Origin of the sequence: Aldersonia sp. NBC_00410 (genome assembly GCF_026342035.1) — a bacterium.
Lineage (GTDB): Bacteria > Actinomycetota > Actinomycetes > Mycobacteriales > Mycobacteriaceae > Aldersonia.
The window spans coordinates 201,864-214,705 of record NZ_JAPENM010000006.1 but is presented as its reverse complement, the minus strand read 5'-3'; the positions used below and the strand labels follow the sequence as shown (position 1 = coordinate 214,705).

General features: G+C 65.5%; 14 protein-coding genes and 1 other RNA gene. All 15 read right to left on the bottom strand.

Going from position 1 to position 12,842, the window contains the following annotated elements:
- Window positions 1-292 precede the first annotated feature (292 nt).
- The 15 genes from OG921_RS26630 to OG921_RS15790 all read right to left on the bottom strand — a co-directional run bounded on the left by OG921_RS26630 (window position 293) and on the right by OG921_RS15790 (window position 12,757).
- Entirely contained in the window at window positions 293-1,858 is a 1,566-nt protein-coding gene (locus OG921_RS26630) for a serine/threonine-protein kinase (protein ID WP_323182798.1), read from the bottom strand.
- An 802-nt stretch (window positions 1,859-2,660) separates the two neighbouring features.
- Window positions 2,661-3,521, bottom strand: a complete 861-nt coding sequence (locus tag OG921_RS15850) for a hypothetical protein (protein WP_266113426.1) — start codon at window positions 3,519-3,521, stop codon at window positions 2,661-2,663.
- Window positions 3,518-3,760, bottom strand: a complete 243-nt coding sequence (locus tag OG921_RS15845) for a hypothetical protein (RefSeq protein WP_266113425.1) — start codon at window positions 3,758-3,760, stop codon at window positions 3,518-3,520. The genes OG921_RS15850 and OG921_RS15845 overlap by 4 nt, the downstream gene beginning before the upstream one ends.
- Window positions 3,761-3,855: 95 nt before the next feature.
- Window positions 3,856-4,119 carry a helix-turn-helix domain-containing protein gene (locus tag OG921_RS26730; RefSeq protein WP_353962099.1) on the bottom strand — a complete coding sequence of 88 codons (264 nt, stop codon included), beginning with the start codon at window positions 4,117-4,119 and terminating at the stop codon, window positions 3,856-3,858.
- A complete protein-coding gene (locus OG921_RS15840; protein ID WP_266113424.1) occupies window positions 4,119-4,343 on the bottom strand; it encodes a hypothetical protein in 225 nt (74 codons plus the stop codon). Before OG921_RS15840 ends, OG921_RS26730 begins: the two co-directional genes overlap by 1 nt.
- 265 nt (window positions 4,344-4,608) lie before the next feature.
- Window positions 4,609-5,736 carry a site-specific integrase gene (locus tag OG921_RS15835; protein ID WP_266113423.1) on the bottom strand — a complete coding sequence of 376 codons (1,128 nt, stop codon included), beginning with the start codon at window positions 5,734-5,736 and terminating at the stop codon, window positions 4,609-4,611.
- Between the two features lie 86 nt (window positions 5,737-5,822).
- Window positions 5,823-6,193, bottom strand: a transfer-messenger RNA (tmRNA) gene (ssrA, locus tag OG921_RS15830).
- 78 nt (window positions 6,194-6,271) lie between these two features.
- The gene (locus OG921_RS15825; protein WP_266113610.1) at window positions 6,272-7,123 is read right to left on the bottom strand and encodes a DMT family transporter; all 852 of its coding nucleotides are present in this window, start codon (window positions 7,121-7,123) and stop codon (window positions 6,272-6,274) included.
- 8 nt (window positions 7,124-7,131) lie between these two features.
- On the bottom strand, window positions 7,132-7,605 hold the full coding sequence (gene smpB, locus OG921_RS15820) for an SsrA-binding protein SmpB (protein WP_266113422.1): 474 nt from the start codon (window positions 7,603-7,605) through the stop codon (window positions 7,132-7,134).
- A gap of 193 nt (window positions 7,606-7,798) precedes the next feature.
- Window positions 7,799-8,704: a permease-like cell division protein FtsX gene (gene ftsX, locus OG921_RS15815; RefSeq protein WP_266113421.1), complete on the bottom strand. Its 906-nt coding sequence runs from the start codon at window positions 8,702-8,704 to the stop codon at window positions 7,799-7,801.
- Complete coding sequence (ftsE, locus tag OG921_RS15810; RefSeq protein ID WP_266113420.1) at window positions 8,704-9,393, bottom strand: cell division ATP-binding protein FtsE; 690 nt, start codon at window positions 9,391-9,393, stop codon at window positions 8,704-8,706. Before ftsE ends, ftsX begins: the two co-directional genes overlap by 1 nt.
- Window positions 9,394-9,457: 64 nt before the next feature.
- Window positions 9,458-9,835: a hypothetical protein gene (locus OG921_RS15805; RefSeq protein WP_266113419.1), complete on the bottom strand. Its 378-nt coding sequence runs from the start codon at window positions 9,833-9,835 to the stop codon at window positions 9,458-9,460.
- Complete coding sequence (locus OG921_RS15800; RefSeq protein WP_266113418.1) at window positions 9,832-10,737, bottom strand: mechanosensitive ion channel family protein; 906 nt, start codon at window positions 10,735-10,737, stop codon at window positions 9,832-9,834. The genes OG921_RS15805 and OG921_RS15800 overlap by 4 nt, the downstream gene beginning before the upstream one ends.
- On the bottom strand, window positions 10,737-11,855 hold the full coding sequence (gene prfB, locus OG921_RS15795; protein WP_266113417.1) for a peptide chain release factor 2: 1,119 nt from the start codon (window positions 11,853-11,855) through the stop codon (window positions 10,737-10,739). The genes OG921_RS15800 and prfB overlap by 1 nt, the downstream gene beginning before the upstream one ends.
- 47 nt (window positions 11,856-11,902) lie before the next feature.
- Complete coding sequence (locus OG921_RS15790) at window positions 11,903-12,757, bottom strand: helix-turn-helix domain-containing protein (RefSeq protein WP_266113416.1); 855 nt, start codon at window positions 12,755-12,757, stop codon at window positions 11,903-11,905.
- Window positions 12,758-12,842: the final 85 nt, after the last annotated feature.

Below are 12,842 nucleotides of genomic sequence, written 5' to 3'. Positions count from 1 at the left end.
ATCGTAGACATCGACTCCGACGCTGGCGGCGCAATCATTCACTGAGCGAAAGGCTCATCCACACATGGGGTATCGCAGCACCCGAGGAAACGACCGTCGCCGCGATCCGCGGGACCGACCGCGCGCGCCCCGGACTGTCCGCCCGAGCGCCCGGAGACCGGGCCGAACATGACCGAGGCGATCCACCGCGAGTTGTTCTCCGACTACACGCCGACCATGGGGCCACGCTGGTGACCGGAGACTCGTGAAGGCGTGAGCCGCCGCACTAACGTTTAGGTAATCGGGTTTAGTCCTATGGCAGCCATGCGTAGTAGCCGTAACGGGTCGGTTTACACCACACGGGTCCATAGGCTGAATCAGCCTCGCTGCCGGGAACCATGCAAGAAGCGCCCGGCGTAACGACTACGGGAGACGGCTTCGGTCGAGGGATTAAGCCGGGCGTGAGTGACCATTGGTGACCGTCGGTGTATTGCACTGTCGAGCAGTAGTAGCGGGTGCCGTCCGGCCCGGTGCCGATAGCGCCCGGGGCCGTACACCACTCACCGATCATCGGCAGGTTCGGGACGTCGCCGGTGAGCGACCATTCGTCATCGGTGCAGTAGTAGAGGGTGCCGTCCGGGGCGGTGGCGACGGCCCCGGAGGGGTAACACGGCTCGCCGAGGGCGCCAGAGGCTGGTGGGTACTGCAGGGTCCAGGCCGGCGTTGTGGAAGGCGGCGGCGGGTTACTCGTGACCAATGGCGGAGGGACATTTGAGGTGACGGCGGCGGTCGCGGTCGGCGCCGGTTCGGCGCTCGCTGTGGGTGTAGTCGATGTGGGAGCGGGGAGTGATGCCTCGTCTCGTTGATCCCAGGGGCTCCACAGCACCGTGCCGACAGCTACGAGGCCGACCAATACCGCGACGACGAGAACAGCAGTCCATACCGGCACGCGGCGGCCGCCTTTTGAGACCGGGAGTACAGCGGTCCGGGCAGGTGCCTGCTGGATTCGGGCTGTCGCAAGCAAACCCGCACCGTTCTGTGTGGCAGCTGCGGTGATGTCGCGGGCGAAGCCCTGGCAGCGGGCGTAGCGGTCTTCGGGGTTTTTGGCCAGTGCGACGGCGAACACGGGATCGAGCGCGGCAAGGTCTGGCCGAGCATCGGACAGTGGTGACGGAGCAGCGTTGAGGTGGCGGCTGATCACCACGGCCGGGTTCGAATGCGGAAAGAGTTGCTCTCCGGCCAGCAGGTGGTACGCGGTGCATGCCAGGGCGTACTGATCCGCGCGACCGTCGATGTCCTCGCCCATAAGTTGTTCGGGTGCCGCGTAGGCGACGGTGCCGACGGTCATGTTCGTGGTCGTCAGCCCGCTGATGTCATCGACGTTGCGGGCGATGCCGAAGTCCGTCAACAGCACTCGCTTGTCACCGTCGTCGTCGACGTGAGTCAGCATGATGTTCGCGGGCTTGATGTCGCGGTGCAGCAGGCCCTGCTTGTGTGCGTAATCCAGCGCGCTCGCCACCGCGGTGACGATTGTGGCCACCTCGTCCAGCGGCATGCCGGCTGGATAACGATCGGCCAGCAGGTGGCCCGCGTCGACGCCGTCGACGAAGTCCATCGAAATCCACAGCTGGCCCTCGTGCTCGCCGCGGTCATGTACGCCGACGATGTGCGGATGCCACAGGGTCGAGGCAAGGTCGGCTTCGCGAGCGAAGCGCGACCGGTAGTCGGGGTCAGCCGACCATTCCCTGGGCAAGAGTTTGAGGGCATCGCGTCGCGGAAGTCTTGGGTGTTGGGCCAGGTAGACCTCGCCCATGCCGCCTGCCCCGAGTAGGCGGATGATTCGGAAGCCGGCGAAGGTGTCGCCGTCGCTCAGGGGCATGTCCGGATACTACGAAGCCGCGCTGCTATCCGGCGTGAAAGAATCAGAACGAGTCGACCTTCTCGACCCCGTAAACGCGGGGTTCACCCGATGGTGGGGCGCGACACAGTGAGTCTGGCCGCCGGATGGGCGTGGTCCGCGGCAAGCCGGGAAGAAGTAGTATCGAACGTCTGTTCGATAGTTGGCGGGATGGGTTCGACCCCCCGCCGCACCGCGTCGTAGACCCCCGACGCCGGTCATCGTGCACATCGGCTCCACCGACGGCCGCACCGCGAACGACCTCCCACTCCGGGTAAGGGCCGAGGGGCTGATCCTGGACGTCCCGGTCCCCGGGAAATTGTGGGCGTAGGCACGGATCAACACCGGCGGCTGGCTGTGCAAGGTGCCGTTCGCGATCCCGGCCGGCAACTGCCGCGGGTACATAGAGATCGACCAGTGACTCCCCGCCGCAGCTGTCCGACCCTGCAAATGAGTCAATACAAGCGGCGATATGAGCGGCAATCTGCTCTGACTCAACGACGCTGGGACCAAAGACCCCGCGCTGCGGCCGGTCTGAGAACGTGCGTGATCGGATTCCGCGCATGAACAGGCACCGACCCCGGGCCGCGGGGCGACCCAGGTCGACGCGGAAATCGCCGCCCGACTCGACCCCACCGAGCGCTACGGAATCGGCACCGCGCGAATCCTCATGCGGCGTTCCTCGCTCAGCAGGCTGCCGCGAAACTGCTTTCGAGCAGGAAGTTAACGACATGCTTGCACAGCCGTGCCGGCTCAGTCCCTGATGGACCCGCCGTCAGCACGCCTACTTGCCATCCCGCACGACGTTCGTCCACGGGCGTTGCAGTAGCGTGGCGAGGCTGATCTCGACTTGCGGATGCCAGCACTCGTCCTCTTGCGGATTCGGTGGAGCGATCTGACACACCATGCCTTCCGGGAAGGCGCTGATCACTCCATCGCCGTAGACCTTGATCTCGTCGCGACGAAGGACAGGCTCGAACAGTTCGCCCCAGTCGGGGACAAACACCTTAGACATCACCTGCCGTCCGTCCGAGTAGGTGTCGTCGTCCCCGTCCCATCCCCCATCCCACAGCTCGTCGTCGTGCAAGTTAGAGGTGGTGGCTGTGTATATCGCCTCGCCGAGGTCGTAGCAGACGGTGTGCTGCAGCTCGTTGTGCGCCTCGATGTCGATGCAGCCCGTGTAAGCAAGCCGCTCGAGCATGTACTGCAGATCGGAGATGTCGCGCGCCCCCACGGCGTAAACGTGCTTGGCGTGGTCCGCAATCCGATGCAGCTCGGGCGTGAGGGCTTTGGAATCGTCGCCCGGACGCCAGTCCTCGGCCGCTGCGAGCGCAGCATCGATGGCACTGGACAACTCGCCGAGGTGCGCAAGCATAGCCGAGGTGTGAAGCTTGCCCGTCGCGGATAACTCCGCGAGGGTCTGGTTCACGCGCTGGGTGTTGTGCAGTAGCCCTCGGTAGCCGTCTATGAGCAGCGCGACCCAGCCCGCATGGCAGGGATTCAGCGGCGGCGGGATCCGCCTGTTGTATAAGCGCGCATTGTGCCGCCCGATTGCTTCGCGGCGTTCGTGGAATTCAGCGATGGCCCGCCGGCGTCGACGCTCCTGACCGTCGAATATCGGAATTATGTTGTCGGCCATGGTCACCAGTCCCCATGGAATCGGTCGGCGGAGCCTCGGAGAGACAGATCGCCGGTGGTCAGGCGGCCGAATTCGCCTTCCAGCCAACCGAGCCGGCCCTCGACCTCCTGGCGGACCGTGTTGATCTGTTCGATCATGTCGCCGATGTCGGGTTTGATCGGCGTGGGGATGACCCGACCAAAGCGGTCCTCGCGCTGCGCGCGAAGGCCGACTAGGTCGGGAGGCCCATCGTCACCAAATTCCATCAAGGTGATCCTTTCGGTTGGTGCTGAGGAGATTCGGATTCTGGCGCCCCCGATAAGGCGGCGACAATGCTGATTGAAGCGGCTGCGCCGCTATGTCACCGGGGCTGCCACAGTCCCGCCACCTTCCTACGGCTGCGCGGGGTCAGACCGGTCACCATGGCAACATCAGATGGGGCACAGTGGAAGTCGTTCGCGCAAGCGTCTAGCGCATCGGCGATATCTTGCTCTGTCAACCGCCAGTGTCTGCCGATTTTCTTGGCCGGGAACCTGCCAGCGCGGACCTGCTCGGTGAGCCAACGTGTGGTGCAGTCGAATACGGCGGCGACCTCGGCGATCGAGTACGTAGCGGCGACGGGCATCAGGCGATAGCCCCGGTAATAACCGCGAGGAGGTCGACTACACGACGGCGCAACTCCGGCGTGACAGGAGGGGCTTTGTCGATCGCCTTACTGACGGCGATCAGGAAGGACTCCTCCGCCATCCGACGCTGCGCCTCGATCAGGACGGGGTCGTCAGCCGATCGGCTCTGGGTGAGGTTGCCGACGGCTGAACGGGCTTTGTAGAAGGCTGCCTTGCTGGGCATTGCGGAACCTCCACGGGCGGCGTGAAAGAAACAGAGACATGGCGGTGTAATTTGCTGTGCCGGTCGCTGGAATCACGCCACCCGGCGCCCCGCTGCACTTGTCAGCCCGAGTGATCTGGTCCCCCGGCGATGTCTGACGCAATCCGTTCCGGGTTTCCGCTTACCAAGGTATGGCGGGGCGGCGCGCCTGTCAACCATGGGCTGCGGAATTCTGTTGTGCCAGTTGGTATTTAACCCTACAGAGAAGTTATAGCCTTTTTCAGGACTAAGAGCGATCGCCTGCCAGGACCTGGTCCATCGCCTCGGCGACAGCCTGCATCGACCGCCGGTCGAGGTGGCCATAGACCGACACGGTGGTCTGAATACTTTCGTGACCAAGGTGCGCCTGGATCACCGGCAACGGCACCCCGGCCTGGATCAGCCACGAAGCGCAGGAGTGCCTGAGATCGTGGACGCGTGGGCGCCGGACGAGTTTGGTCTTGTCAATGGGCTTGCCTTCAGCATCGACTGAGGGCCACACCCGCTCAATAGCGGGTTGCCATACCCGGTCGTGGAACCCGTTGTGTCGGATTGGTCGGCCGGCCCGGTTCACAAACAGCCAGTCGCCCGAGTAGTCGAGCTTGTCCAGGACGGACTTGGGCATGTTGATGGTGCGGATGGATTTCTTGGACTTTGGCGGTCCGAGTTCGTAGCCGCCCCGGTCGTAGGTCCGCTTCCATGCCCGCGCGATCCGGACGATGCCCGCCTCGCGGTCTACGTCGGACGGACGCAGCGCCGTGGCCTCACCCCAGCGGCAGCCGGAGGCGACGAGAAACTCGACGAGCGGTCGCCACGGCTCGGTGACCGCGGCGAGTAACTTGGCGAACTCGTCGTGGGTCAGACAGACCATGTCGGGCCGCTCGCTCGTCGGCAAACGCTGACCGGCTGCCGGGTTGGCCGATAAGCGCCCCGCGCGAACAGCAGCGTTGAGCGCCGAGGACAAGAACCCGTGTTTGTTCGCGATGGTCTTGGCCGACGCACCCTTGTCGGCCAAGACCTGCGTCCATCGGGCGATGTCGTCGCGCGAAAGCGCAGTCAGCGGGAGGTCGCCGAGGACGGGAACGATGTCGTTCTTCGCATAACACCGGTAGTCGTAGAGGGTCGACTTCCGCACTCCGGTCAGGTGCGCGATGTGGTGATCTAGCCACTCCTCAACCGTCGTAGCAGACAACTCTGGAGCCGTCCGGATGGCCTCCAGCGCCTTGGCCGGTCCGAACTTGCGGGCCAGACTCTGGAACTTCACCGCCGACGCCATGTCCTCGAACGAGGTCGAAGTCTGCTTCCCGTCGAGCCGGTACAGCACCTGTACGTAGGTGCTGCCGTCCTTGCGCGTGCCGCTCCGAAGCGAGGCCATGACGGCAGCGTAATAGACGAATGTTGATGAGATGTTGATGGGAAAAGAAAACAGGCCAGAGAGTGTGTCTCTGACCTGCTTCTTTAGGGTGGAGCTGCCGGGAATCGAACCCGGGTCCTCCGCCGCATCTCCAGGGCTTCTCCGTGTGCAGTTCGCTATGTCTCTGCTTGGATCTCCAAGTCCCGCGAACAAGCTTGGATGACGATCCCAGTCACTGTTCGATGTCCCATCCGACTCCGTGACCGAGCCGGTAGGTAAAGCCCTCTAGCTGATGCCAGTACCCGACCCGAGGGCGGGATCGGACTGACAGACACGCTTCGCTACTTAGGCAGCGAGAGCGTAGTCGCGCTGATTGGAATCGGCGCTTAATTGGTTGCAACGACGCTTACGGTGGTCTCTTGCCTGCACCGACACGCTTCCCCTGAATCAACGTACGCAGTCGAAACCGTTCAGCCCCGTACGTCCCGGCACCTTGCCGGGCTACACACTATAACTCCGCGTACCGACCGAAATCATCCCGATTTCGCCACGCTGCTCAACTCACCGCGATGAGGCCGACCGCGCCGAGCGCGACCGCCATCCCCACCTTCTGCAGCGACGCGACGCGTTCGTCGAGCACCACCATGGCCAGCAGCACCGTCGCCGCCGGGTACAGCGAACCGAGCACGCTGACCATCGACAACATCGAGCCCTGCAGGGCGAACATCATCGCCGCATTGCCGATGACGTCGAGCACAGCGATATAGACCGCGAGCCGCAGCGTGCGGCCGCGCGGCGCGACGAACTGTGCGGTGGCGAACGCGACGGCCCAGATCACCGCGGTCGCCGAGAGGCGCGAGGCGGCCAGTGGCCACAGCCCCGTGCCCTCACCGACCTGGTGCAGGAACACGAACATGAACGCGAAGGCAATACCGGAACCCACCGTCAGCAGCGCCACCCGGCGGGTGAATCGCAACTGCTGCCCGTCGGTCGACTCGGACAGCGGATTGTCCGGTGATTCTCGGCTCACCAGCACGACCGCGACCAGCGCAAGCGCGATACCGACCAACGCCAGCAGGCCCGGTCGCTCGCCCATCATCAGGCCGATCAGCACCGGAATCCCGGCGACCAGGATCGCGGTCAGCGGCGACACCACCGACATCGGCCCCTCGGCCAGCGCCAGGTAGAACCACCACACCGCCACCGCGCTGGCAATACCGCTCGCAAAACCCCAGGCCAACGAGGCCGGATCGAAGGTACCGCCGAACAGCGGCGCGAGCGCGAGCACGATTGCCACCGAAACGGGATAGGACACGATGACGACGCGCAGCGCCGCCACCCGGCGCGACGCCACGCCTCCCACGAAATCACTCACCCCGTATCCGACCGCGGCAACGAGAGCGAGCAGAACGGAGGTCAGCGCATTCCCTTCACTCGGCGGCCGAGTTCGCGGGTGACCTCACGTTCGGCAGTGCGGCGTGCCAGATCCTGGCGCTTGTCGTAGTCCTGCTTGCCCTTGGCCAGCGCGAGCTCGATCTTCACTTTGCCGTCGCTGAAGTACATCGACAGCGGCACAAGCGTCTGATTGCCCTCGCGGGACTTGCCGACGAGGTGCTCGATCTCCCGCCGGTGCAGTAACAGCTTGCGGGTGCGCCGCGGCGCGTGGTTGGTCCAAGTGCCATGGCCGTACTCGGGAATGTGCAGACCGCGCAGCCAGACCTCGCCGTAGTCCACGGTGGCGAAGGCGTCCACCAGGGATGCCTTACCCTCGCGCAGGCTCTTCACCTCGGTGCCGACGAGCGCGATACCCGCCTCGAAGGTCTCGAGGATCGCGTAGTTGTGGCGCGCCTTGCGGTTGGTCGCGATAACCTTGCGGCCTTTTTCCTGCACGCGGACGCGCCTCCTTCCGTGCTCATCGATCAACTCAGGGACCGGTTCGCGAACAAATCCGTCGGGCCGCCATCGACTGAACGGAACCGTTCAGTCGATCTATTCGACTGAACGGTTCCGTTCAGTCGAACGATGGGGCGGCGGCGAACGTGTTGCCAGGTCCAACGAAACGGTAGCGCGCCGGGCAAGCGGATTATTCCCGCACGTACACCCGGAGCGTGACGTAGGCGGTGATGGCGGCGAAGCCCACGCCGACGAGGACGACCAGCGGCGCCACGGTCAGGATGTCGCTCGCAGTGATCTTGGCGAACACGTTGACGTCGTACAGGTCGCCGAGCACCCCGTCGATCACCAGCGGGCGCGCCGCGAAGAGTCCCACTACGGCGAGCACCGCGCCGAGCAACGCGGCGACGACCGCCTCGAGCAGGAACGGCAACTGCGTGTACCAGCGGGTCGCGCCGACCAGACGCATGATGCTGACCTCGGTACGGCGGGTGAAGGCGGCGATCTGCACCATGTTGGCGATCAGCAGCAGTGCCGCGAACGCCTGCACGATGGCCAGCGCGAAGGCCGCGTTGCGCAGGCCGTTGAACACGTTCACCAGCCGGTCGACCAGGTCCTTCTGGTTGAGGATGCTCGCCACGCCCGGGCGTTGCTCGAAGGCATCGAAGATGACGCCGTACCGCTCGGGGTCGCTCATCTTCACCTTCATCGACGCGGGCAGCGCGTTGTCGCTGATCAGGTCGGCGTACTCCGGCTGGTTCTTGAACGTCCGCTCGCGCGCGTCGACCAGGGCGTCCTTCTTGCTCAGGTACTCCACCCCGACGACGCCAGGCGTGGACTCCAGATCGGCCCGGATGTTGCGGCACAGGTCTCCGCTGCAATCCGGGTCGGAGTCGGAGACGTCGTTGGTGAGGTAGATCTGCACCTCGACGCGGTCGAGAAAGATCGATTGGGTCTTGTCGGCCATCTGCACCACAAGCAGTCCGCCGCCGAAGAGGCCGAGCGAGATGGCCGTGGTGAGCACCATCGCGATGGTCATGGTGATGTTGCGACGCAGCCCGGCGAAGACCTCGCCGAAGATGAAGCTCGCGCGCATCAGCGACCCACCCCGTAGACGCCGCGCGACTCGTCACGCACGATTCGTCCGGAATCGAGTTCGACCACCCGCCTGCGCATCGCGTCGACGATCGTGTTGTCGTGCGTAGCCATCAGCACGGTCGTGCCGGTGCGGTTGATGCGTTCGAGCAGCAGCATGATGTCGCCGCTGGTATCCGGGTCGAGGTTGCCGGTCGGTTCGTCGGCGAGCAGCACGAGCGGGCGGTTGACGAACGCGCGGGCGATCGCGACGCGCTGCTGCTCACCGCCGGAAAGCTCGGTCGGCAGGCGGTCGGCCTTGCCGGCCAGGCCGACGAGGTCGAGCACCTCGGGCACCGTGCGTTCGATGACCGACCGCGGCTTACCGATCACTTCCAAGGCAAAGGCGACGTTCTGCTCGACGGACTTCTTCTGCAACAAACGGAAGTCCTGGAACACGAATCCCATGCGCTGCCGCAGTTTGGGCACCTTGCGTCCGGACAGCTTGTTGACATGGAAACCGGCCACGTGGATCTCCCCCGAGGTCGGTGCCTCCTCCTTGAGCAGCAGCCGCATGAACGTCGACTTACCGGAGCCGGACGGCCCGATGACGAAGACGAATTCCCCCTTGTCGACCTCGACGCTCACCTTGTCGAGTGCGGGTCTCGTCGAGGTCTTGTAGGACTTGGAGACATTCTCGACGCTGATCACGGGGAGCCAGTGTAGCGGCGGACGCGAACCACGCCCGGGACCTGCGCAATGGCCCGCGTTGCGTTCAGCGCGGCGTCTCGGTCGGGGTCGGTGTGGGTTGCGCCGGCAGCAAGCCGGGTGGGATCAGCTCGTTCGGGATCAGTGGAATCACCTGCGTGGTCGTCGTAGCCGACGGCGAGGTCCGGTTCAATGCGCCCGACGGCGTCGTGCTCGTCGGCGGGATCGTGGTCGTGGTGGTCGGCTCGGTCGTCGGGGCGTATGTCTCGATCGGCACGGGTGTACGGGTCGCCGGCACCACCGGCACGGTCGACTGCTGCTGCGGGGTGACCGGTTCCGGACGGACCCCCAGGTACAGGACGAAGATCGCCACCCAGGCGACGCAGAGCCAGATCGTGGAACGCCGCACCTGCAGCCCGCGCAGCGATTCGAGCACCTGATTCATTCTTCGTCTCCGGCAACCTCGGCGGGAGCCTTCAAACTTTCGGTGGCGACCGGCGCGGCGAGCCCGATCCCCTCCTTGCCGAGCGCGGCCACGATCCGCTCGCGCAGCAGCCGGCCGACCTGGAACTGCTTGCCCGGCAGCGTGCGCGCCACCATGCGGATGTTGACCCGGTCCACCTCGAGGCTCTCGACACCCATCACCGTGGGTTCGTCGAGCAGCAGCGCGCTGATCTTGCGGTCCTGATAAGCCCGCGCGCCGACCTCGTGCAGGATCTCGTTGACGCGGCCGATATCGGCGCCGGTCGGAACCGGCACGTCGACCGCTGCCCGGGCCCAGTCCTTCGACAGGTTATCCACCTTGATGATCTGGCCGTTCGGGATCGTGATGACCTCACCATCCGGGGACCGCACCTTGGTGATCCGCAGCGTGACGTCCTCCACGGTGCCCTCGGCCTCGACCGCGCTCGTCACCACGATGTGCACCGTGTCGCCGTAGCCGTACTGGCGTTCGGTGATGATGAAGAATCCGGCCAGGATGTCCTGCACGATGCGTTGTGCGCCGAAGCCGAGTCCCGCACCGAGGACCGACGCCGGGACGGTGAGCCCGGCCAGATTGAAACCCGTCAGCTCGAGCACCTGAAGAGCGACCAAGAAGTAGATGACGATCTTGAACACCCAGGTGAGGACCTGGGTCAGCGCATGCCGATGCTTGGCCGCCTCGCTTCGCACCAGGGCGTCGCTGTCCTGGAAATCGCGGTCGATTCGAGCGGTGATCGTCCGCCCGGTGTACTCCGCGGCCCTTCCCAGGATGATGCCGCCCAGCACGACCAGGACGATCTCGAGGAACGTCGATCGGAGCCAGGTGCTGATATCGGTGGTCTCGAAGAGCGCAACGGAGGTCATCAAACCTGCGCTTGCTCACGCATCCGCCAACGGATGCCTTCGTCGATGAACCGATCGATGTCGCCATCGAGCACCGCGGTCGGGTTGTTCACTTCGTACTCGGTGCGGAGGTCCTTCACCATCTGGTACGGGTGCAGCACGTAGCTGCGCATCTGGTTGCCCCACGACGCGTTGCCGCCGGCGCCGAGTTCCTCCATCGCGGCCTTCTCTTCCTGCCGCTTGCGCTCGAGCAGCTTGGCCTGCAGGACCTTCATGGCCGCGACCTTGTTCTGCAGCTGCGATTTCTCGTTCTGGCAGGTGACCACGATGCCGGTCGGGATATGGGTGAGCCGGACCGCGGAGTCGGTCGTGTTGACGCTCTGCCCACCAGGGCCGGACGAGCGGTAGACGTCCACCCGCACATCACCGTCGGGGATCTCGATGTGGTCGGTCTGTTCCACGACCGGCAGCACCTCGACCTCGGCGAAGGAGGTCTGCCGACGGCCCTGGTTGTCGAACGGGCTGATCCGCACCAGCCGGTGGGTGCCCTGCTCGACGGAAAGATTCCCGTAGGCATAGGGAGCCTTCACCGTGAACGTCGCGCTCTTGATGCCGGCCTCTTCCGCGTACGAGGTGTCGTAGACCTCGACGCCATAGTTGTGCTTCTCGGCCCAGCGGACGTACATGCGCATCAGCATCTCGGCCCAGTCGGCAGCGTCGACACCGCCGGCACCCGCCCGGATGTTGACCACCGCATCGCGCGGGTCGTACTCGCCGGACAGATAGGTCCGCACTTCCATCGCGCCGACCGCCTCGCGCAGCGATGCCCTTTCGCTGTCCGCCTCGGCCTGGGCCGTGGTTGCCGCGTCACCGGATTCCTCTTCGGCGAGCTCGTAGAGCACCGGGAGATCGTCGAGGCGTTGGCGCAGTTCCTCGACGCGGCGCAGCTCACCCTGGGCGTGCGAGAGTTGGCTGGTCACCTGCTGCGCGTGTTCCTGGTCGTTCCACAGGTCCGGGTCGGCGGCCTGATGCTCGAGCTCGTTGATCCGCCGGCGCAGTTCCTCGACATCGAGGACCGACTCGACCGTTTCGAGCGTGGTGGCGAGGTCGGCGAGATCTGCGGAGACGTCTGGATGCACGAGAGTCAAGGCTACCGGCCGGAGCAGTCGGCCGAAAACCGCGCGAGTCAGCCGGAGACCGCGCGCAGCGCGCCGGAGCGCAAGCCGGCCAGCCGGTCGAGCGCGGCGGCGCTGGCCTCGTCGGCCGGCAGCTGCACCAGCAGTTGCGCATCGTCGTCCGCGGCGAGCTCGAGCACCTCGTAGGACAGCCGCAACGGGCCGGCGTCGGGGTGCGCGAGCCGGGTGATCCCGCTCGTCGGCGCCAGACTCGGGACGGACTCGGCGCGATCGGCGAACTCTGCGCCTGCGGTCAGGGTGAGTTCATCGGCAAACGCGGCGATATGCGGGTCGTTGCGGAACGGTCCCTGTTTCAACCGCGCGACGGTCTCGTCGGCGACATGACTCCAGTCGGGATAGAACGCGCGGGCCCGTGGTTCGGTGAACACGAACCGGGTCAGGTTGGCCGCGTCCGTCGGGTCCAGCCCGGCGGGCGCCATCAGACGCCGATAGCCCTCGGTCCACGCGAGGATGTCGGTGCGGCGATTGAGCACGACCGCCGGCGTGGGTTCGAGGCGATCGAGCAGCGCCCGGACGGTGGGCCGCACGTCGCTGCTCGGTGCGACGTCCCCGCGGCACCGGAATCCCGGGTCGGCCTCTTTGGTCAGCCGATGCAGGTGCATGCGCTCCGCGGTGCCGAGCCGCAACGCATCGGCCAGCGTCGCGAGCACCGCCGCCGACGGCCGACGATCACGGCCCTGCTCGAGGCGGGTGAGGTATTCGACGCTCACCCCGGCCAGCGTGGCCAGTTCCGACCGGCGCAACCCGGGTGTGCGCCGCCGCGCCCCGGTGGGCAGACCCACCTGCACGGGCGTCACCGATTCGCGACGGCTGCGGAGAAAGAGCCCGAGCTCGTTGCCGCTCATGAATCCGAATCTAACAAGATTTGCCCTGCTCAGGGTGGCCCTCTCACTACCACCCTCGGCGCGGTCTTGTTGACTTGCGCGGCCG

Excerpts from the sequence above, each read along its gene's own strand:
- OG921_RS26630 (WP_323182798.1), bottom strand. The coding sequence starts at position 1,858 with ATGCCCCTGAGCGACGGCGACACCTTCGCCGGCTTCCGAATCATCCGC.
- OG921_RS15845 (WP_266113425.1), bottom strand. The coding sequence starts at position 3,760 with ATGGAATTTGGTGACGATGGGCCTCCCGACCTAGTCGGCCTTCGCGCG.
- OG921_RS26730 (WP_353962099.1), bottom strand. The coding sequence starts at position 4,119 with ATGCCCGTCGCCGCTACGTACTCGATCGCCGAGGTCGCCGCCGTATTC.
- OG921_RS15840 (WP_266113424.1), bottom strand. The coding sequence starts at position 4,343 with ATGCCCAGCAAGGCAGCCTTCTACAAAGCCCGTTCAGCCGTCGGCAAC.
- OG921_RS15835 (WP_266113423.1), bottom strand. The coding sequence starts at position 5,736 with ATGGCCTCGCTTCGGAGCGGCACGCGCAAGGACGGCAGCACCTACGTA.
- ftsX (WP_266113421.1), bottom strand. The coding sequence starts at position 8,704 with ATGCGCGCGAGCTTCATCTTCGGCGAGGTCTTCGCCGGGCTGCGTCGC.
- OG921_RS15805 (WP_266113419.1), bottom strand. The coding sequence starts at position 9,835 with ATGAATCAGGTGCTCGAATCGCTGCGCGGGCTGCAGGTGCGGCGTTCC.
- OG921_RS15800 (WP_266113418.1), bottom strand. The coding sequence starts at position 10,737 with ATGACCTCCGTTGCGCTCTTCGAGACCACCGATATCAGCACCTGGCTC.
- OG921_RS15790 (WP_266113416.1), bottom strand. The coding sequence starts at position 12,757 with ATGAGCGGCAACGAGCTCGGGCTCTTTCTCCGCAGCCGTCGCGAATCG.